At 50.6% G+C, this 22,048-nt stretch carries 14 protein-coding genes; 4 read left to right on the top strand and 10 right to left on the bottom strand.

Annotation, left to right across the window (positions count from 1 at the left end; genetic code table 11):
• Positions 1 to 264: 264 nt before the first annotated feature.
• The 4 genes from CDA54_RS15355 to CDA54_RS15340 all read left to right on the top strand — a co-directional run bounded on the left by CDA54_RS15355 (position 265) and on the right by CDA54_RS15340 (position 7,227).
• The gene (locus tag CDA54_RS15355; RefSeq protein WP_099035917.1) at positions 265 to 2,115 is read left to right on the top strand and encodes a PAS domain-containing protein; all 1,851 of its coding nucleotides are present in this window, start codon (positions 265 to 267) and stop codon (positions 2,113 to 2,115) included.
• Complete coding sequence (locus tag CDA54_RS15350; protein WP_099035916.1) at positions 2,112 to 2,918, top strand: response regulator; 807 nt, start codon at positions 2,112 to 2,114, stop codon at positions 2,916 to 2,918. Before CDA54_RS15355 ends, CDA54_RS15350 begins: the two co-directional genes overlap by 4 nt.
• On the top strand, positions 2,915 to 6,091 hold the full coding sequence (locus tag CDA54_RS15345; RefSeq protein WP_180237239.1) for an EAL domain-containing protein: 3,177 nt from the start codon (positions 2,915 to 2,917) through the stop codon (positions 6,089 to 6,091). Before CDA54_RS15350 ends, CDA54_RS15345 begins: the two co-directional genes overlap by 4 nt.
• Before the next feature lie 101 nt (positions 6,092 to 6,192).
• Positions 6,193 to 7,227 carry a cupin-like domain-containing protein gene (locus tag CDA54_RS15340; RefSeq protein ID WP_099035914.1) on the top strand — a complete coding sequence of 345 codons (1,035 nt, stop codon included), beginning with the start codon at positions 6,193 to 6,195 and terminating at the stop codon, positions 7,225 to 7,227.
• A gap of 8 nt (positions 7,228 to 7,235) precedes the next feature.
• Here CDA54_RS15340 and CDA54_RS15335 read toward each other — a convergent pair whose 3' ends face one another.
• The 10 genes from CDA54_RS15335 to CDA54_RS15290 form a co-directional block, all read right to left on the bottom strand.
• Positions 7,236 to 8,444, bottom strand: coding sequence for a bifunctional alpha/beta hydrolase/OsmC family protein (locus CDA54_RS15335; protein ID WP_099035913.1), 1,209 nt, complete (start codon positions 8,442 to 8,444; stop codon positions 7,236 to 7,238).
• 70 nt (positions 8,445 to 8,514) lie between these two features.
• Positions 8,515 to 11,589, bottom strand: coding sequence for an efflux RND transporter permease subunit (locus CDA54_RS15330; protein WP_099035912.1), 3,075 nt, complete (start codon positions 11,587 to 11,589; stop codon positions 8,515 to 8,517).
• Positions 11,576 to 14,872 carry an efflux RND transporter permease subunit gene (locus CDA54_RS15325; protein ID WP_099035911.1) on the bottom strand — a complete coding sequence of 1,099 codons (3,297 nt, stop codon included), beginning with the start codon at positions 14,870 to 14,872 and terminating at the stop codon, positions 11,576 to 11,578. The genes CDA54_RS15330 and CDA54_RS15325 overlap by 14 nt, the downstream gene beginning before the upstream one ends.
• Positions 14,873 to 14,890: 18 nt before the next feature.
• Positions 14,891 to 15,955 carry an efflux RND transporter periplasmic adaptor subunit gene (locus CDA54_RS15320; RefSeq protein ID WP_099035910.1) on the bottom strand — a complete coding sequence of 355 codons (1,065 nt, stop codon included), beginning with the start codon at positions 15,953 to 15,955 and terminating at the stop codon, positions 14,891 to 14,893.
• A 456-nt stretch (positions 15,956 to 16,411) separates the two neighbouring features.
• Entirely contained in the window at positions 16,412 to 17,383 is a 972-nt protein-coding gene (locus CDA54_RS15315) for a D-cysteine desulfhydrase family protein (protein WP_099035909.1), read from the bottom strand.
• On the bottom strand, positions 17,383 to 17,910 hold the full coding sequence (locus CDA54_RS15310; protein ID WP_099035908.1) for a mechanosensitive ion channel family protein: 528 nt from the start codon (positions 17,908 to 17,910) through the stop codon (positions 17,383 to 17,385). The genes CDA54_RS15315 and CDA54_RS15310 overlap by 1 nt, the downstream gene beginning before the upstream one ends.
• A gap of 3 nt (positions 17,911 to 17,913) precedes the next feature.
• Complete coding sequence (locus tag CDA54_RS15305) at positions 17,914 to 18,237, bottom strand: YdbL family probable chaperone protein (RefSeq protein ID WP_373286105.1); 324 nt, start codon at positions 18,235 to 18,237, stop codon at positions 17,914 to 17,916.
• Between the two features lie 7 nt (positions 18,238 to 18,244).
• A complete protein-coding gene (locus CDA54_RS15300) occupies positions 18,245 to 18,391 on the bottom strand; it encodes a YnbE family lipoprotein (protein ID WP_373286106.1) in 147 nt (48 codons plus the stop codon).
• Positions 18,392 to 18,428: 37 nt separating this feature from the next.
• Positions 18,429 to 20,891: an intermembrane phospholipid transport YdbH family protein gene (locus tag CDA54_RS15295; protein WP_099035905.1), complete on the bottom strand. Its 2,463-nt coding sequence runs from the start codon at positions 20,889 to 20,891 to the stop codon at positions 18,429 to 18,431.
• 101 nt (positions 20,892 to 20,992) lie between these two features.
• Positions 20,993 to 22,045, bottom strand: coding sequence for an efflux RND transporter periplasmic adaptor subunit (locus CDA54_RS15290; protein ID WP_099035904.1), 1,053 nt, complete (start codon positions 22,043 to 22,045; stop codon positions 20,993 to 20,995).
• Positions 22,046 to 22,048: the final 3 nt, after the last annotated feature.

Genomic DNA, 22,048 nt, shown 5'->3' with positions numbered 1-22,048 from the left:
GTATTCACTGAAATTAATATTAAGCGGCAAAGCGGGCTCTATCACTATCGTTCTGCTACAAATTGTTAACCATAAAGATAAGGTTGGCGTTAACGATTTCTGTCATCTTTACTCAGTAGGATACGCGTATCTATTGGTCATCCATAAGGCTGCTAAGTGTTTTTACGATGATGGCGTGTATGATGAAGTTGATTTCGATATGAAACTTAGTCTTGCAGGCCTGTCAGTCTGCCACCATGATAAGTCAGAGAAAGGATTATCGTTATGACGGTTGACTTATACAAATTATTGGTAGATGAAACGCCGGATGCGCTTATTGCCACCTGTCCGGATGGAAAGGTGCGGCTATGGAGTGGGGGGGCGGAAGCCACGTTTGGTTATACTCAGCAAGAGGCCATTGGTAAGTCGGTTTACGAGCTGATTATTCCTCAGGACCGCGTCGAAGAAGAACGCGATATTCAAAGCAAGGCGCAGGGGTCTGATGTGGCCACCTACGAGTCACTCCGCCAGCGCAAAGACGGCTCTTTGATATACCTCAGTATTTCTATCCGTGCAGTTAAGGATAACGGGGGTAAGGTAAAATACTTTGTTTCCAACCAAAAGGATGTCACTCATCAGAAGATTGAACGTGATGCGAAATTGCTGGCAGCCAGATACCTGAATTTGCTGGAATCGATGCCCGATGCCATTGTCATGGTCAATGTGACAGGCAGGGTCGTCATGTCAAATTCTCAGGCAGAAAGCATGTTTGGCTGGTCACGCAAGCAATTGTTGGGTAAACCCATCGAAGTGTTGATGCCTCAGCGTTTTGTCGGCCCTCATGTTGGGCACCGCTCCAAATACTTTTCTCAACCCAGAACCCGTTCAATGGGGGCCAGCCTGGAGTTATATGGGCTGCGCAGAGACAATAGTGAATTTCCCGTGGAAATCAGCCTCAGCCCTATCGAAACGGAAGAGGGTACGATGGTGATGAGCGCAATCCGGGATATCACAGAGCGTAAGAAAGCTGAGAATAAATTTCGCGAGCTACTGGAATCGGCCCCTGATGCAATGATTATTGTCAGCCGGGATGGCAGCATCGTTCTGGTTAACTCGCAATCTCAAAAACTTTTCGGTTATTCACGGGAAGAGCTGTTAGGCCAGAAGGTAGAAATGCTCTTGCCTGCCCGTTTTCACGATAAACATCCTAAACACCGGGATTCGTTTTTCACTGAGCCCAGGGTACGTCCAATGGGTGTGGGCCTTGAGTTATACGGGCAGCGCAAAGACGGTACCGAGTTTCCTATTGAAATCAGTCTTAGCCCTCTGGATACAGAGGGTGGGTTGTTGGTGTCCAGCGCAATACGGGATATCTCTGAACGTAAACGGGTAGAGCGTGAGTTACAGAATAAGAACCTGGAGCTGGAAAAAGCGAACAGTGCGAAGGACAACTTTCTGGCTACCATGAGCCATGAGTTACGCACGCCCCTCAATGCCATTATCGGGTTCACCGGAACGCTTTTAATGAAATTACCTGGTCCTCTTACTACTGATCAGGACAAACAACTACGCACTATACGCGGCAGCGCGAGGCATCTGTTGTCGCTGATTAATGATTTGCTCGATCTGGCCAAAATTGGTGCCGGGAAAATAGAGCTGAATCTTGAGCGGCTCGATTGTCGCGAAATAATACAGGAAGTCTCAGGCACGTTACGTCAGTCCGCTGAAGACAAAGGTTTGTCGCTGGAGTGCAACTTGCCCGCGAAGAAAATGATGGTAGAGGCTGACAAAAGGGCATTAAGTCAGATCGTTCTCAACCTGATTAATAACGCAATAAAGTTTACCGACAAAGGGCATGTCAGAATTGGCTGTAAGCGCAGTAAATCGAATAATAAAAATGTTGTCAGCATTACGGTTAGTGATACCGGTGGTGGGATTCGCAAGGAAGATCAATCCAGATTATTTACCGCCTTTTGCAGAGTGGACTCCAATTCCACGACACCCCAGGAGGGTACAGGGCTGGGGTTACATTTGAGTCAACGACTGGCCAACCTTATGGATGCAGAGATCGTCTGTAAAAGTGAGTATGGCCAGGGTAGTGAGTTTTCTCTACGACTCAGGGAGAGCTTAAAATGAGCGCGACGATACTGACCATCGAAGACAATCCGGACAATCTGGCATTGATGGTCTACATATTAGAAGCCTTTGATTTCAGGGTTGAAACCGCGACTGACGGTCACAAGGGGCTGGAAACCGCCTCGCGAGTTAACCCTGATCTTATTCTGTGTGATATTCAGATGCCGGAGATGGATGGGTACCAGGTGATCCGGCATTTAAAAGACGATACCCGTCTTGCCCATATTCCGGTAATAGCGGTGACGGCATTTGCTATGGAGGCGGATAGTCAAAAGATTAAGCGAGCTGGATTTGATGGTTACATTACCAAGCCTATCGAGCCCGAAGATTTTGTTGAGCAGATTCGCACGTTCCTGCCATCGGCGAAGGTAAGGAACCAGGAGTCATCCTTTGTCGCTCCGGCATCAGTGGAACAGAACAAAAAAACGGTGTTGGTCGTTGACGATCAGCCTGTTAATCTGGAATTGGCTACCAGTTTGCTCGAACACTACGGTTATCGGGTACTCAGAGCGCAGGGGATGAAAAAAGCGCGGATGATTCTGCGGGACGGTGTGCCAGATCTGATTTTGTCGGATGTCTGTATGGATGACGGCAATGGTTATGATTTTATTCGTGTGGTTAAGGCGGAGCCTGCACTTCAGGACGTACCTTTTATCTTTTTGACCTCCACGGCCATTTGTGAAACAGAGCGCGCGAAAGGTTTGGCTCTGGGTGCAGACAAATTTCTTTTTCGGCCGATGGAACCACAGCAATTACTACGGGAAGTAGAACAATGCATGAATCGAAACGGACCACGGCAATGACAACCATATTGGTAGTGGATGATCATGCTGTAAGCCGGGAGTTTTTAACAACGCTGTTTGGCTACCGTGGGTACCGGGTACTGGAAGCCGCCGACGGCAAGGAAGCCCTTGAAAAAGTTCGCGAAACTCATCCTGATCTGGTTGTTGCCGATGTCCTGATGCCGACAATGGATGGATTCGAATTTGTCCAGCGGGTTCGTGCCGAGCCTGATATCGAACAAACCCGGGTGATCTTCTATACCGCCAGCTATCATGAACACGAAGCCAAATCTCTGGCCAGAAGCTGTGGGGTTTCGGATGTGCTGACCAAGCCCTGTGACCCGGAAATTGTTTTGGATACGGTGGAACGAGTTCTGAAGGAAGTGACCGAGATGTCTCCAATGCCGGAGAAAGCTCAGTTGGATGAACAGCATCTGAAATTACTCACCAATAAACTCAAGTATCTGGCTGACGATTTAGGCACAACAAATGAACGCTATGCCACCCTGATTGAGATCAACTTACAACTGGCTTCTGAACGTGATCCCAAGCGTTTAATGGACAGTTTGTGTCATATTTCCCGCAAACTGATAGGGGCAAAACATTCGGTACTGGCGGTTAAAGAAAAGCGCGATCATAGTCTGATATATACAGCGTCCAGCGGTTTTGATAAGGATATTTCCACTGGTCTGCAGGTCAATGATCTGTGGCATGGTGACATACCCGGCAAGATGAAAAATCAGAAAACTGTGAGCCGGACTAACCTGAAACAACGAAAGCCTGACCTTGGCCTTCCTTCAGGCCATCCTGAGGTGAACTCTGTGCTTGCGGTTCCTATTATGTCTTTATCCAAACTATATGGTTGGATTTGTCTGAGCGACAGATTAGGCGCTGAGAAATTCAACCAGGAAGACGAAAGGTTACTGACCATTCTCGCAGCGCAGACGGGCCGGATATACGAAAATGGCAGTTTATACGCCAGTTTATTAGAGCAGGAAGAGCGATTCAGGCAGCTTGCTGAAAATATCAATGATGTGTTTTGGTTGGTCTGTGTGGAGACGGGCGAAGATATATACATCAGCCCGGCGTTTGAAGATGTCTGGGGGCTTACCAGTAAACCGGGTAACAGGCGAACTGAGTATTGGCTGGCTGCTGTTCATCCGGAGGATCGCGAGCTGATACCTTCAGTGTTAAATGAAGATACGCAATATGATGTGGAATACCGTATCCTCAGGCCCGATGGTTCTGTTCGGTGGCTCCATGATCGCGGTTTTCCTGTATATGATGCACAAGGTCAGGTTTATCGCTTTGCCGGAATTGCCAAAGATGTCACCAAGCGTAAGACAGACGAAGAAAAAATTGCCCGTCTGACCCGGATTTATTCGGTGCTCAGCCAGATTAACGCCGCCATTGTCAGGATTCATGAACGCCAGTCCCTTTTTGATGAAGTGTGCCAGATCGTGGTCACCCATGGGAAATTTGCTATGGCGTGGCTTGGTACACGGAATCCGAAAACCAATACGATTGTACAGGTCGCCTGTCAGTCCGGTGAGTCTGAAATGAGCAATGTTGCGGACAAGTTTCATGGTCTGAGTGAGGATGACGCCGAGACCGGAATTGTCGGGCAATCTATATCCCGGATCGAGTCAATGTATTGTAATGATATCAGTCAGGCAAAAGCGGTCGGTTCATTTAGTCAGGCCGCCCTTGAGTGCGGCTATAATTCGCTTGTTTCTCTGCCAATCCAGACGGAAGACAAGGTTGTTGGTGTACTGGTCTTGTTTGCAAAAGAAAAAGAATTCTTTGACGCCACCGAAATGAAACTGTTGCAGGAGTTGGCGAATGACATTTCGTTTGCGCTGGAATATATCAAAAAGGCCGAACAGGCTAACTATCTTGCTTACTATGACGCATTAACCGGGTTGTCAAACCGGACACTGTTTCATGATCGCCTGAGTCAGTTTATCCAGATTTCGCAACATGAATCGGAGCGTCTGGCTTTGGTGATCATGGACCTCAACCGTTTTAAGACGGTCAATGATACCTTCGGCCGTCAGGCAGGCGATAGCCTGATCCGGCAACTGACACAAAGACTGAGATCTCATGTGAAGGACTCCGCTCACCTGGCAAGAGTCGGCGCCGATCAGTTTGCCTTGTTGCTTCCTGATTTCAGGCACGCAGATGATGTTGCCAGAAGGCTGGAAAGCTTGCTCAGAGCGTGTGTAGACGAACCGTTTAAACTGAATGGAGATCAATTACGCATATCTGCCAAGGCCGGTATAGCGCTGTTTCCTGAAGATGGGAAAGATGCCGATTCATTGTTTCTTAACGCTGAGTTGGCGGTAAAAGGGGCCAAGTCAAAAGGAACGGAGTTCGTATTCTTTGACCGGAAAATGTCAGACAGCGTCACCAAGTCGCTGGAACTGGAGAATATGTTACGCCAGGCTCTGGATAATAAGGAGTATGTGCTGTATTACCAGCCTAAAGTGGACCTGAAAACGGGGCAGATTAGTGGTCTGGAAGCCTTGATCCGTTGGAAAAGCCCAACCCTGGGGTTGGTGCCACCGGTTCATTTCATTCCTCTGCTGGAACAAACAGGGCTGATTCTTGATGTTGGCGTATGGGTTATGGAACAGGCCGTGAGAGATATTCTCAGTTGGCAGCAACAAGGTGTCAGTGTGCCGCGGGTTGCGGTCAATGTATCTGCGTTTCAGTTAAAGCAAAGCGATTTTGTTGCCAGAACCAGTCAAGTGGTCAGCGCCCTGGGGGCTGAGATGTTGCTGGATCTGGAGCTGACTGAGAGTATGCTGCTGGGAGATGTCGAAGACAGCCTAAGTAAGCTCTCTGCGATCAGAGCACTAGGATTAGAAGTGGCGATTGACGATTTTGGTACCGGCTATTCGTCCCTCAGTTATATTGCCCGCCTGCCTATAGATAGTCTGAAAATTGACCGTTCATTTATTATCAAGATGTCACAGCATGATTATGACATGATCATTGTTTCGACCATTATCACTATGGCTCACAATATGGGACTTAAAGTCGTTGCCGAAGGCGTTGATGATATCAGGCAAGTTAGTATTCTAAAGAAAATGGGTTGTGATCAGGTACAGGGGTATTTGTTCAGCCACCCGGTATCATCGGAAGCAATACAGGATTTACTGATTCAGGATAATCCTTTTAGTTTGTCGTAGCAGATAATAGGTATTAATAGCCGCTGGCCACCGTATCAGCCTGTTTTAACCCCGTATATCTTTGCTAAGATAGCGCCCTGGCCGAATTAAGATCAAATACTATGCGCTGTAATAAACAGACTGATTACCCTCTTGAAACCCTGCCTCAGCCTGTTATTTACCAGAGCATGACCCCACAGCGTTTTAGCACCGATGTGGTGCCGAAGTTTGAGCCTGCGGTATTTAAAGGCTTTGCCCGGGACTGGGATATCGTTAAGGCAGCCAGACAGAGCGCCGGGGATGCGGCCGGTTATCTGCAACACCGGGCGGCCAAAATCATGCACAGGATGGTGATTGCGCCGGCTGATATAAAGGGCCGGATTGGCTACAACCAGAGCCTTGATGGCATGAACTTTCAGCTACAGGATATTGATCTTGCCAGGGGCATTGAGCAGATGATCAATGGTGACAGCCAGGCTCAGGAGCAGCGCTGTTTTCAATCTGTACCGGTCACCTCCGGGTTTCCCGCCTTACTGGATGAGATCCCTAATCCCCTTGTCAGTGACACGGCCAAGCCATTTGTCTGGGTAGGTAATCGTTTGACGGTGTCTCCTCATTTTGATGAGGCCAACAATATTGCTGTGGTAGCGACGGGGCGCAGGCGTTTCACGTTTTTTCCGCCGGAGCAGTTAGCTAATCTGTATATTGGCCCGCTTAATTACACACCTGCCGGCCAGCCAGTCAGTCTGGTGGATTTGCATGAGCCTGATCTGCAGCGTTTTCCCCGCTATGCCGAGGCTTATCAACATGGTCTGTCGGTAGAACTCGAAGCAGGCGATGCGGTGTATATACCCTCACCCTGGTGGCACCATGTGCAATCGCTGGAGCCCTTCAATATTCTGATTAACTATTGGTGGAGCGGCTCATTTGTTTCCAGTTCTATGCCTTTTACCTTTTTGTTGCACGGTATGCAGGTAACCAAAAATATGACACCGGCCCAGCGCCAGGCCTGGAAAAGCATTCTCGATTATTATCTGTTTGAAGAGGGCGCAGATCCCGCCGCCCACATTCCGGAACCTGCCCGGGGAGTGCTGGGGCAACTGACACCGGAGATGGCCGCTCAGTTGCACCAGTGGCTGGCTCAGCAAATACGCTAAGAGGCCAATTATTCGGCTCGATTGATATCGACCAGTACCGATTTAACGGTAAGCTGGTTATGCAGGGTTTTGTGTACCGGGCATTTATTGGCAATCTCCAACAACCGCTGGCGCTGTGCCTGATCCAGCTCTCCTTCGAGCCTGATTTGCCGTTCAATTACTTCCAGATTATCGCCTTCACAATCCTCACAGTCCTTGCCATGTTGGCGCTGGTGGCTGAGCGTTACCTCAACGTGCTCCAGTGGCAACTTCTTATGTGTGGCATACATTCTCAGCGTCATGGCGGTACAGGCGCCTAAGGCGGCCAACAGGTGTTCATAAGGATCGGGGCCCATATTCTCCCCACCCATAGCCACAGGTTCGTCGGCCAGCCAGTAGTGGCTGTCACTGCTGACATGCTGGGTGAATTTGTGGTTTTTCTCCGCCACCTTAACCTGACCTTGTGCAACTTTGGTCTGCGGTTTTTCAGGGCTGATATAACGACCGGCCCAGGCTGAGATAACATTGGCGGCGTAATCGGCATCGCTTTTCCGGCTTAGCAGGTGATCGGCATCATCAAGGCTGATAAAGCTCTTCGGATGCCTGGCATCCTGATAAATCTTCTCCGCTTCATTAATACTGACCTGGGTGTCGCCAGGTGCATGCATAATCAACAGCGCCTTGTTCAGCTGTGTAAGGCGCTTGCCCTGGTATTGGTCGATATCCTCCAGAAACTGTTTCTGAATCTGGAAGTGGCGGGGGCCCAGTCTGACCCGGGCCTGACCCTGTTGTTCAATCTGTTCTACGGCGTCGCCAAAATTTTTAATCACATGGCTGGCATTGTAAGGTGCACCGATAGTGGCCAGCGCTTTAACCTCCGGTACCTTGTCTGCCATTGCCAGTATCGCCGCACCACCAAGGCTGTGACCGATCAGCAACTGCGGTGCCTGATAATTCTGGCGCAGAAACTCACAGGCCCTGAGTAAATCACCGATATTGGAGGAAAAGTTGGTATTGGCAAAATCGCCGTCACTGTTACCCAGGCCGGTAAAGTCAAAGCGCAACACCGCTATACCCTGCCCGGTCAGGGCTCTGGCAATACGTGAAGCCGCAGCAATGTCTTTGGTACAGGTAAAGCAGTGGGCGAACAGAGTATAACAGCGCGGGGGACTTTGTGGCTGCTCGAGCAGGCCGCTTAAATTGCCGTCACTGCCAGCAAAACTGACTTCGATGCGCATGGTTTTCTCCTTGACAGGGATAACTGAGGGTTATCATGCCAGTTATCCCCGTTAAACAACAGTGTCGTCATTAAGCGGGTTTATCACCACTCATCCGGCTAACCAGCGCCTTGCTGCTGGCGATCATCTTTCCGGTTTTCTGGCGCAGTTTCAACAGCAGCAAATAGGTCAGTGGCAGCAACAACAGACTGGTCAGGGTCGAGAACAGCAGCCCGCCAATGATGGCGATTGCCATGGGTGAGTAGGGCGGACCGTCACCGCCGATCTGTGTACTGCCCAGCGCCAGCGGGATCAGCCCCAGAATAGTGGTGGCGACAGTCATCAGTATCGGCCGCACTCTGTTCAGGCAGCCTTCGATAATGGCGTCAGTGGCCTTATAGCCTTCGTTAATCAACTGATTAACCCGGTCCACCAGCACGATACCGTTATTGACCACGATACCCATCAGGATCAGCATGCCGATCATACCCATAATCGACATTGAGGTACCGGTGAGCAAAAAGGCCCAGAATACCCCGGTAAAGGAGAACAGCAGTGAGGTGATTACGGCCGTAGGTAACAGCAGGGACTCAAACAGTGCGGCCATCACGATATAAATCATACACACAGCCAGCAGCATATTGATCTGCATCACCGATTCATTTTCATTCTGGTTACGGAAACTGCCATCGAGGGTCCAGCTGTAGCCAGCGGGCAGCTCAATGTTACCCATAATATTTTCAATACCTTGGCGGGCCTGTTCCAGCGTGGTGCCCTCTTCGAGATTGGCGCCGATAGCCAGAGCGGTCTGACGATGATAACGGCGGATCTCCGAAAGCCTTGGCACAATGCGGATATCGGCGAGCATATCCAGGGTCACGTTCTGGGTTTCACTGCGTTTGACGGTCAGGTTTTTAAGCGCCTCTACCGAATGTTGCAGGCTTTCATCAAACATCAGGCGAATATCCACCTCTCCGGTGTCGCCATGGCGGAAGGTGCGCAGATTATTGCCGCGCAGGGCCGTGGTGACCACATTGGCCACGTCTTCGGCACTGATGCCGAAACGAAAGGCTTTCTGCCTGTCTACCAGTATCTGTAGCTCTTCTTTTTCGGCGCTGATATCGGCGCGCACGTCGGTTAAGCCCGGCACCGATTTAAGCACCGGCACAATACGATCGGCCATTTCCATCAGTACCTCAGAAGACTGGCCGAGCAGGGTCAGGCGCACACCGCCATTTTGCTGATTCCAGCTAAAGCTGGGCTTGGCTCTGACAAAAGACGGAAAGTCCTCTTTGATCATTTCCTTGATCTTATTCTGCTTAACCGGCAATTCGTCATTCAGGGTAATACCTGATACGGCATGGCCGGTATTGTAATAGCTGTACACCTGCTTGATATGAAAGCGCTGCTGATTGGCATAGAGGAAAGCCTCCATGCGGTCTACTTCTTTTTCGACTTCATCAAGACTGTAGTTACCCTGAATATTGTAATTCAGCCACAGCTGGTTATTGGGGTTCTCATTATCCTGATCGCTGCTGACCACACCCATGGGTATGGCGGTGCTGATCAGAATGCCTAAAGCAATCAACGCGGTTTTGCCCTGATGAGCCAGGGTCCAGCGCAACGCGCCCTGATACAGACGCCGGAACCGGCCCGGCCCGTGGTCTTCTTGTTTGCGCCTTGGCTGCATGCGGCTGGTCAGAAGCGGGATCAGGGTCTGGGCAATCAGCAAAGAGGCAAACAGGGAGATACAAATGGCGATCGCCACATGCTCCAGAAATACCGTGATGTTGACTTTGGCACCGATGATATTAGGCAAAAACACAATGGCGGTGGTGGCGGTACCGGCGATCACCGCCAGGCTGACCTTGGAAACACCGGCCTTAGTGGCTTTTATGGCGTCGGGCTCGGATTCTTTTTCATGAAAGATACTCTCGGTGACCACCACCGCATTATCAACCAGCATGCCCACGGCCAACATCAGACCCATCATCGACAGAATATTCAGGCTGTAACCCATAAAATACATACAGGCCAGTGCGATGCAGATGGAAAAGGGCACCGATAACACCACTATCAGGGTGCTGGTCCACTGGCGTAAGAAGCCATACAGCACCAGCACCGAGAGCAGGGCGCCAATTAACCCCGCCTGCAGCAGATCGCTGAGTGACTCTGTTACGCTGTCTGCTTCATCCTGCATGATAAACAGCTTGATACCGTTAAAGGCCGGATTGTCATTGGCCTGGTCTATCACATCCAGCACCGCCTGAGAGACCTCCACCAGATTGCTGGTGGATTCGCGGAAAATATTCAGGCCGATGGCATAGCTACGATCCAGGTGGCGGCCCTCGGTGCGCTTGGGACTTTCATAATTGATATCGGCGATGTCTTTAAGGTGGATGCCGCGGCGGACGATCAGATCTTCAATCTCCTGCTTTGAGCGAAACTCACCCTGAGGGTTGACCATGATCTTCTGATTCAAATCCTCTATATGGCCGGCGCTCATGGAGAAATTGGCATCCCTGAGGGTTTTGCTCAGTTCATTGACATCCACATGCAGGGCGGCGATACGGTTTGAGTCAAGGCGTATGGCAATTTGCTTCTTGAGCACGCCGTAGAGCTCAACCTTAGACACACCGGGTACCCGCTCGATGGGCATTTTCAGGTTGCGCTCGAGCAGGTCGTAGGCGTTAGACAGGTCCCGCTCGCTGGATATGCGCAGCTGAAAGATGGGCATATCGTTGGTGTTGAACTTGTAAACCAGCACCCGCTCCACATCCTGCGGCAGTTCGTCGCGGATGGCATCGATCTGTTCACGGGCTTCGATACTCTTGGCGCTGATATTTTCATCCCAGGCGAACTCCAGGAAGATTTCCGCTCTGTCTTCATTGGAGGTGGAGGTCATGCGCTTGATACCGGAGAGGGTCGCCAAAGCCTCCTCCACCGGCTTAGTGATCATCCTTTCCACCTCGGCCGGGCTGGCATCTTTGTAAGGCACCTGCACCACGATCTGAGGAATATCGATGCCGGGGAATTTCTCCAGAGGCAGCAACCGGCTTGCCAGCAGCCCCATCAGCAGCATGGAAAAGAAAAACATGCACAGGGTAACGGGTTTGCGGATAGCAAAGGCGGCCAGTGAGGCGCCCATATTATCAAACTGCTTCATGGCTGAGCTCCCCATTAACAGGGGCCGGAACAAAGGCCTTGCGATCAAACAGGCTGTAAAGCACCGGGATCAGCAGCAACGTGAGCAGGGTGGCAAAGGCCAGCCCCCAGATCACGGTCACCGCCATGGGAGTGCGGATTTCAGCGCCTTCACCCAGGCCCAGCGCCATTGGCAATAAGCCTAAGGTAGTGGTGAGGGTGGTCATCAGAATCGGCCTCAGGCGACTGCTGGCAGCCTCGAAGATGGCACTGTGTTTATCACTGCCGGCGGCGCGAAGCTGATTGATTCGGTCCACCAGTACGATGGCGTTGTTGACCACAATACCGGCAAGCATAATCAGGCCGATAAACACCACCACGCTGATGTGGGTGCCACTCAGATACAGACCGTAGATGGAGCCTGCGCAGGCCAGCGGTACAGTGAACAGGATCAGAAACGGATGCAGCAGGGATTCAAACTGTGAGGCCATCACCAGATAGACCATAAATATGGCCAGCAGCAGGGCCAGTTTGAGGGAATCGAACGAGACCTGCATTTCTTCATTTTGCCCGGCCACACGGGCCTGCATAGTCAGCGGCAGGTTCAGCTGATTCACCAGTTGTCTGGCCGCCAGTGCACCTTCACCAAGATCGCCGTAAGCCAGGTTAGCCGAGATGATGGCCACCCGCTCCTGACCCACCCGGGTAATTTCGCTCGGACCCACTGACATCTGAATGTCGGCCACTGCGTCCAGCACGATGGCCGGGCTTTGACCCGGGTTGACAATCATATTGCCGATATCGGTGATGGAATCCCGCTGATCTGCCTGGCTGCGCACCAGAATGTCCACCTTGCGATCATCGATGGAATAGCGGCTGGCGACCTCACCGCCGATTTTAGCGGACACCCGTTTGGCCACTTCAGAGGCGGTCAGCCCTAACTGGGCCAGTTTGCCGTGATTAAAATAGATCTTCAGCTCAGGATGTCCGGCCTCAAGACTGGATTTAATATCCACAAAACGATCCTGTTGCTGCATCATAGCGACCAGCCGGTCGGCCTGGCGTGACAATGCGCCGAGCTCATAGCCGGTGATTTCAATCTCCAGCGGCGTACTGAAGCTGAATAGCTGCGGGTTGCCGAATTTGGCCTTAACGCCGGGTTGCGTGCGCAGATACTCGCGCATCTGCTCTTTTACCTTAAGTTCATTCTCTGCGCTGCTGTCGGCACTCATCACCACATTGAGTTTGCCCCAGTAGTCGCCGCCCTGTGCACTGGAGGCATTCATAAGACTGCCGGTACCGGCCAGCGAGTAGGTGCGCTCAACCTTATCCAGTTGATTGGTAAAATCGGTCAGTTCGGCGATGATGGTATCGGTTTGTTCAAGCCGGGCACCGGTCGGAAGGTTTACTTCCACATGGAACTCACCCTGCGCCATGGAGGGAATCAGCTCCATGCCCAGTTTTGGCAGTAATAAGAGTGAGGCTAATGATAATCCAAGGATGGTCATCAATACGGCCACACGCTGTCTCAGGGCTTTGGACAGAATGCTTGCATAACCTGTTTCGATAGCGCTGAACAGACGGTCGAAGGCCCATAATACCGGGCGTAAAATAATGGCGAAGACTTTCCCAAGCAGGGCTTTGCTCCCCAGGAACAGGGTGCTCAGGGCAAAGCTGATGGCATAGATGCTTTTTGATATCAGCCAGACCAGTTTGGCAAAGGGCCACAGCACAATGCTGATAATACGCCCCAGTCTGCCCGGTGTTTTGGTATTGTTATCAGCACTGAGATCCAACTGGTCGCGCGGGGTATCCGCCTGCGGCTGTTTTTCTCTGGAGGCCAGCATGGGGATCAGGGTCAGGGCTACCACTAAGGATACACCCAGGGCGAAGGTTACGGTCAGGGCCTGATCGCTGAACAGTTGTCCGGCAATGCCTTCTACGAACACCAGCGGGAAAAATACCGCCATGGTGGTGAGGGTAGAGGCCACGATGGCGCTGGATACCTCTTTAGTGCCTCTGGCGGCAGCTTCGGTTTTGTCTGTATTTTGCTGTTTATGACGATCGATATTCTCCAGCACCACAATACTGTTATCCACCAGCAAACCGATGGCCAGGGCAATACCCCCTAAGCTCATGATATTCAGGCTGATATCATTGGCGTACATCAGGTTGAAGGTGGCGATAATCGACACCGGAATCGACAGGGAAATGATCAGGGTGGGCCAGAGGTTTTTCAGAAACAGATACAGTACCACCATGGCCAGCAGACCGCCGACGATACCGGCGGATTTCACCTGTTCGATGGCGCTGGCGATAAAGCGGGACTGATCGTAGACCTTGGCTAACTGATAGCTGCCAGGCAGGTCTTCTTTTACCTGCTCAAGACGCTGACGCACATTTTCGGCCACCTGCACGGTGTTGGCATCGCCCTCTTTATAAATAGCGATTTCTACTCCCTCAAGACCATCGAAGCGGGTAATAGCATCACGCTCTTTGTGGCTGTCATGTACCTCAGCAATATCCATAAGGCGGATATGCCGGCCTTCGCGGGTGGCCACAAACAGGTTACGCATCTGCTCCAGATCGCGGAACTGATTTAAGGTACGTACCAGATATTCGCGGCTGCCTTCCTGCACCCGGCCACCTGAGCTGTTGATATTTTCTGCTTTGAGGCGTTGGATCACTTCGTCCATGGTGATATTCAACTGGCTGGCTTTTTGCTGGTTTACCAATACCTGAATTTCATTTTCCAGGCCGCCGCCGACTTTGACTGAGGCTACCCCGTTTACCGACTCCAGCTTGCGCTTGATTTGTTCTTCGGCAAATACCCGCAGTCGTTTATGAGCCTGCAAGTCGCCAGGGAGGAGGTCGCTTTGGGTCAGTCCCAGTCGCAGAACCGGATCCATATCCGGGTTAAAACGCATCAGCAGCGGCTTTTTCACATCCAGAGGCAATTGCAGAACATCCAGCTTTTCGCGTACATCCAGGCTGGCCATATCCATATCTGTGCCCCACTCAAACTCGAGGATGACATCAGACTGGCCGGCTTTGGACATGGATTTTACGCTGCGCACCCCCTTGACCACACCGATGCTTTCTTCCACCGGCTTTGACACCAGCTGCTCCACTTCCGCGGGCGCAGCGCCGGGGTAGTCGGCGCGAATAGTCAGGGTGGGGTAGGACAGTTCAGGCAGTAAATTCAGTGCTAGTCTTGATAGTGACACCATGCCAAATAACATGATGGCAAAGGTAAACATGCACACAGTAACCGGCCGTTTTACGGCAATATCCACAATACTCATAACAGATTCCTTCGGGATTTAGCCGTTAACCACTTCGACGGTGGCCTGATCTTTAAGGTTATGATGGCCGGTGATCACCACCTGCTCGTCACCACTAAGGCCCTGCAATACTTCTACGTTGTCTCCTTCACTAAAGCCGGTGACCACTTCCTGTTTACTGGCAATACCGCCTTTGACCACAAATACTGAGGTCTTGTCGTCAATATTCAGCAGCGCGCGGCGGGGCAGTAAGGTGGCGTTCTGATGGGTAGCGTAATTGAGGTTTACCTGAGCAAACATGCCAGCTTTAAGCTGATTATCTGTATTGGGTACTCTGAGTGTGACTTTAAATGTACCGGTCTGCGAATCAATAACCGGGCTGATTCGCTCAACAAAGGCGTTAACCTGTTGGTCTCCTAATGCGGTAATAGCAAGCGCTGCGGATTGTTCTTTATGTACACGGGGGAGCTCTTTTTCCGGCAGATGCACCACACCGTAGAGTTCTTTTTGTTGAACAATGTGGAACATGCGCTCTCGCTGAAACGATTCCGTCAGATTGCCTACTTTAGCGTTACGTTCGGCGATAAAGCCTGAAATAGGTGCGGTAATGGTGGTTTCAGCCAGATCCAGGCGTGCCAGGTTCAGGTCTGCTCTGGCAGCATCGTAAGCCGCGCTGAGTTTATCGAAGGTATCATCACTGACCAGTTGTCTTGAATGCATGTCACGGACTTTTTTCAGCTCTTTTTCGATACTGCTCAGGTTGGCCTGACTTCGATCCAGATTCAGCTGATAACGCTCAGTCTCCAGTCGTGCGAGGGCCTGGCCTTTTTCTACATAGTCGCCTTCTTCCACCAGAATTTCGCGGATGATGCCGGAGGCCCGCGCCACCACAAAGGCCTCTTCTTTGGCTTCCAGAATAGCAGTGGTGCTGTAGGCAGAGGAAATATCGCCTTTACTCAGACCCGCTACTTCTACCGGGATGGCAATCACCTCTTTGGCCGTGTCGGTATTGGTTTTTGCATCGGCGCCGCCACAACCGCTGAGCAGGCTTGCTGAAACGAGCATTGAAAGGGCGAAAGCGGATTTTACTATTTTGTTATACATTTCCCTGAGATCCTGATGTTAATTAAATCATAACGACGAATGTGTTAATGGCAGAATTTGCATACCCTATGCCACTTAAAATATTTATAAAAAACAATGGTATATATAAGCCCTGTAAACTTTATTGGGGAATCACGCCACTTGGTTGATAAATCTGACCAATGAATGATGAAATTCAAAATGCCCAAAAAAACGATGAGGTGGAAATTGTAGTGCTGAAGGTATTGGCGCAGAAGCAGAGAATTGTAAGCAAATAGGTGGCAGTGCCAAGCAGTAGGGTGATCAAAAGAGGCACTTGATAAGACTTTCAGGGGAGCATAAATAAGTTTGTCCGATGAAATTGGGGGGGCGTCAGTATCTTTTCTCGTGCACATATATTCTGCGATATTGGAACCAGATTGGCGTCAGAAGTGATTCTGACGCCAGGGTCGTTCCTTTTTGTGCAAGGTTTACGGGTCAGGGCTGAGTGATTTTATCGGCATAGGCAAACAGCGCCGGTGCGCCGCCGGTATGCCAGAACAGCACTCTGTCATCAGCACTGAAATAACCCTGCCTGATTAGATCTGACAGACCGGCAAAGGCGCGACCGGTATACACAGGATCCAGTAAAATGGCCTCAGTTTGGGCAAGGGTCTGAATCGCTCGCTTTTCGGCTTCGCCGACCACGGCATAGCCGCCGCCGAGATAATCGGCGTTGAGTAATACATCCTCCTCGCTAAAGGGCTCAAGTCCAAGCTGTGCGGCGGTCTGATTGCTGAGCTCCAGCACCCGCCCGGCAAAGCTTTGCTCTGCTGATTCGGCCTTATCGATACGGATACCCAGAATTTTTGTTTTAGCACCTGTCATTCTGGCCCCATTGAGCAACCCGGCATGGGTTCCCCCGGAGGCTGAGGCAAATACAATATGGCTGAATGTCAGTTCAGTTTGTTGCTGCAATTCGGCCATGGCATTCACATAGCCCAGGGCGCCGGTGATATTGGAGCCACCATAGGGCACCACAAAGGGCCGCTTACCAGCGCTTTTCAGGCTTTCAACCAGTGCCGGAATACCTTCACCTTTGCGCTTTTCACCGGCCCAGTGAATGCGGGCATTAAACAGCTTATCCAATAGCAGGTTGCCGTTAACCTGCGCGGGCTCTTCGCCCCCTAACACCAGATGGCATTCCAGTCCCAGTCGCGCCGCAGCAGCGGCAGTTTGTCGGCAGTGGTTGGACTGAATAGCACCGGCGGTAATAATGCAATCTGCTTTTTGCTCTGTGGCCTCGGCGAGAATATATTCCAGTTTACGGGTTTTGTTGCCGCCTAAGGCCAGCCCGGTCAGATCGTCGCGTTTAATCCAAAGCTCTGGTCCGTTGAGTTGTTTACTTAATGTCAGTAGCGGCTCAACAGGAGTAGGCAAGACGCCTAAAGAAAGTCGTTGGGTCAGCATTAATCGGTCTCCGGCTGTTCAGGTTTTTGAACCGGTTTTTCGCTTTGAGGAAGCTTTATAACCGGGGTTTGCAGGATCAGGCTGTTAGGGTAGGTGATCAGTTCACCTTCGTCTTTTCTGATCAAAACATGGAAGGTGCTAATCTCTTCGATGATGCCCACCATTTCATAATCTTTGTTTGCTACGCGGATACGATCGCCAACCCGGTAAGGGAAGTTAAAGAAAATCAGAATGCCGGAGGTGATATTGCTGAGAATAGACCACTGAGCAACCATGGCCACACCCAGTATGGCAAAGGTGGAAGACAGAAACACCACCAGATTACTGTAATCGATGCCCAGTACCATCAGCGCCGCAAAAACAAATACCATCAGATGGGTAATACCCAGGGCTTTTTTAATAAGCGCTTTACGTTTATTGGGCGCTTCTTTGGTTTCCACCACCCGACGCACAAAGATACGAATAGCCGTACCACTGAGAAAATACAATCCAAGCAGTATCAGCAGCAACAGGATCTGGTTTTGCATAGTTTATTTTTTCACCCAACTGCCGCTGAGCAACACATAATGACCGGCCTGGGTTTTCTCTATGGCCTTTTTACCGGCCAGTGCTTCTACCTGCTCAAGCTTAATATTATTTTGCCTGGCCAGTTGTTCATATTTACTTTTACGCTTGGCATTGATCTCCTGCACCAGCTCCTGCACACCCTGTGCCTCTTTAATGATACCCAGGTAGCCATCAGTTTGTTCACCTACCAGTCCCTGATCCTTGGCCTGATCCAGTTCGATGGCAGCGGCGCTGAAGGCCAGCAGTATCAACGGCAGAATAAAAAGTGTTTTGAGTAATTTCATCATATGCTCCTTAGAATAATTCACTGTCTTCACTGAACAGATCATCCAGCTCTTTATCCACTTTGACCCGGATTTGGTGATCGACTTTCACGTTCAGGTTAATGGTAATGGGTTCTTTGGTTTCCACCTGCACTTTATGGGTACAGGCAGATAACATCAGGCCCGCCACTAGCAGGCTGACAATCTTAACGGCCTTAATCCTCATTTATTCCTTGCTCCAGTTTGTCTTGTATTTCTTCACCCAGACGCAATGCTCTGAGCAACGTAAAGATATTCTCTTCATGGGTGTAATTAAAATTCACATCCTGTTTTTCATCCGGGTTACGCCCTTTTATCTGCATATCAAGAAAGAGTAATCCATTTGGTTGCATACTGACATCGGAATTCAGCTCTGTGAACTCCAGATTTTGCAGTAACGACAGCACCGGTTCCAATTGTGGCTGACTCTGCTTAAGCGCAGCAAAGGCGGCATTATCTGTTATATGCAGTTTTCCCTGATCCAGGTTAAACAGGCTGCCATTGCGAATTTCCACCTGCCGGTTGTGGATATGCAGCGGAATATTGCCGCTGACCCGCCCCTGAACATCGATTCCGGTTTCCTGTTGTAATTCCAGAATACGGGCCATATCCAGATTGTTAAGGGTCAGCAGGCTGCGTTGAGGTTCATCCGTCAACATCAGCTTGTCCAGTTTAAACTGGCCATCAAATAACTGCCCCTTTAACTCCTCAATCACAACGTTACTCTCTTGTGATTTTATCAGCGCACTGACTGCGAGGATATCCACACCTGTTTGCAGCGAATCTATGTTCAGAGTAGCGGGAGTAATCTGAAGCTTACCTGAACTCTGTTTACCATCCAGTATCAGGTTGACGCCCTTAGCCAGGTATTTGCCGTAGGCTATTTCCATATCGTTGATGGTCAAATTGCCAGTGCTTTGCCCGCTATCTGACTGGTATTGAAGATTGGCGCTTAACTTGCCCTGACCTGCCTGCAGAGGTGGGTTTTGTTGTTGCAGCAGATTGTTTAGCAGCTTTACAGACTGCTCCGGGATTCTGAAGTCGAGCTGATGTTGCCGTTGTGACAGCTTTGCACTAAATCCGGAGGGCAGTGTGAAGGTATGGCTGGAAACCGATTTATCCAGCGCTGTAGCAGGTTGGCTAAGATCTAATGCGGTATGGAACTGATGATTCAGCTCTGGTTGTTTGATTTCTGTTCCCTGTACCAGGGCCAATTTGGCACTGCTTATGCCCTCAAGGGCCAGTATATTGCCATCATAATCGAAGCTGTTTTTATGTCGTAAACCCGCCAGTTGCAGCGCCTCGCTGGTCAGCTTGTCGGCGGTGATATCCATCTCACCCTGCAGGAACATGAGATCGGCAGAACTCAGGCTGAGTTTAAGTTGCAGTTTTTCACCACCAAACATCCTCTGAGTAAGGGCGTCCAGGGTCATTGATATGTCAGTGTCCAGCCCCTGGTCGGGGTTATAACTGGCATTTAAGTGAACCTGCAGAGCCGACAGGGTGATGTCGTTATAGCGCAACTGCTCAATGACCAGACGATGATTCGTTGCACTAAAGCTTAGGTTATCAGGCAAAGTGTTCGTTTTCAGAGCAGTGAGATCATTGATTTTCAGATTTCCTTCACCCTGCCACTGAACGGAGCCGTTCTCTGCACGCAACCGATAAGCGGCGCTCAGTTGCTGGAAGTCCGAGGCGATATCTTTCAGGGTCAGTACTGCCGTCAGAGGTGACTCGCTGCGGATATTGATTTCTGGTGCTGCAATGCTCTGAGGGCCCAGATTAACTGGCTCAGGTATCTGAAGAATTAATTTATCAGGCTGCCACTTTGTCAATGATTCGGGTAACAAGCGGGAACAGCCTTGTGCGAATAAGCTGACAGGCAGTGCCGAGAGATCCACCATAGCCTGCTGACTGAGAATATCTGCGCGAAGACCAAGGTTGCCACTGGCTTCAATTTGTACCGTGCAGGGAGGCTCTGCATCTGATTCAGCCAGGATAACAGAGCTCTCAACACTGAGTTGGTGCTGGCTGTCCAGAGTCTGGCCATCAAATGTCCAGTCGGTCTGAACCGGGTTGTGACCAATATTCTGTTCAAGGTTCGCAGGCAGGTCTGCCAGTGACGCCAGTTCTGCCGGATGCCATTTAAGGGTGCCGCTTAAAAGGTTGTTTTCAAGTTTTGCTTCCAGCACTACCGGGCCACTCAGGCGCAACTGTGGCTGATGGTATTCAAGAGACAGGTTGACCGGTGTTTTAAGCAGGGGGCTGGAGAGCTGGATGTTATTGATATTGATAGCGGGCAAATCAGGGATCTGCCATTTAAGGGGCTGGGTTAGTCGATCTGAAGAGGCACTTCGTTGTTGCTGGTGAATAACCGTAACACTGTCTATGTTCAGTGATTTTTCACTGAGGTCCCAATTGGCCTGCTGCAATGTGATATCAGCGTTAGGTAACGAGAGGCATAGCTTATGAACAGCTAATTTGTTCAGGCTGTCTACGTCAAAATCTATACACTGGAGCGTGATGGTGCCGGGCTTAAGATACAGGTTTGCCAGGCCCATCAGTATGGGGTTCCTGGCGAACCAGATTGCTGTTAACAATAACAGCAGCAATGCTATCCCTGTCAGTGTTTTTTTCATTGCCAACCTCAGCACCTTAATAAGGACACAGTGGCCTGCTATTAAGGTACCCGTAGTAAATCAGAACTCTAGTTCACTTGACTGAGGTGAAGCTGTCAACATTAACTATTGGTAATACTGACCCGCTGACCATCGGTGAGCCGTTCAGCGCCTCTGATGGCGACGCGATCACCTGCTTTGAGACTATCACTCAGCACGCTGACCCAATCCTGCTCGCCGGGGCCGACAATGACCTTCTGGCGATGGGCCACATTCTGATTGTCGACCACTACCACAAAGGTTCCATCCTGGCGCAGTAACAGAGCGTCACGGTGAACTTTAAGACGATTACCGTCGAGCGCAATAGGTAAACTGGCCGTAATATGCTGGCCTGAAGTCCAGTTGGACTGGTCTCCCGCTGGCAATTTAACACGCAGCTCGAAAGACTGAGAACGCATATTGGCACTGGGTATAATTGCACTGACAGGTGCCAGCAGGCTCTCATTGTGCTGGTGTAGTAACACCTCTTTATTCTGACGTACCGCACTGAGATAACGTACTGGTACCTGGATACGCGCTTCAAGCTGTTGTGTATCCAGTAACATCACTAATATATCACTGCGGTTAACATCACTGCCTGCCTCTCGCAAACGTTCGGTGATAACACCGGCATAGGGGGCCAGAACGGCTGTACGTTTTAATTGATCGTCAATTTGCGCCAGCCTGACCCGGGCAATGTCCAGATCCGACTGCGCAAGTGCGAAACGCGAGCGCATTTGCGCCAGTTCAAAGGCCGATGCGCTGTGGGTTTTAGCCAGCTCAGCCAGACGTTCAGTTTCACCGCGAAGATAGTCCATCTCGATACGGGCCCGTTTAATCTGAGCCTGCTGTTCCTGTTGTTGCAATTGCAGCGGTAGCGGATCAATCTGCGCCACTTTCTGGTTTTTCTGTACCTCTGCCCCAGGCTCGGCTATCCATTGTAATCGCCCGCCAACGCCCGCAGTTAACTGTGCATTGTTGCGGCTGTAAATGCTGCCAACGAATTCAATTTTCGGATTGACGTGAAGCTCCTGCACCGGTTCCACCGATACCGGCGTTAACCGTTGAGGCTCAGCGGCTGTCAGACTGTGGCTGAAAGCAAGCGTAGTGATGAATAATATAAGATGACGTTTCATACT

The sequence above is a fragment of the Lacimicrobium alkaliphilum genome (genome assembly GCF_002591895.1).
Classification (GTDB): domain Bacteria; phylum Pseudomonadota; class Gammaproteobacteria; order Enterobacterales; family Alteromonadaceae; genus Lacimicrobium; species Lacimicrobium alkaliphilum.
Note: the sequence above shows the minus strand (reverse complement) of the source record. Positions and strands in the feature narration are given on the sequence as shown.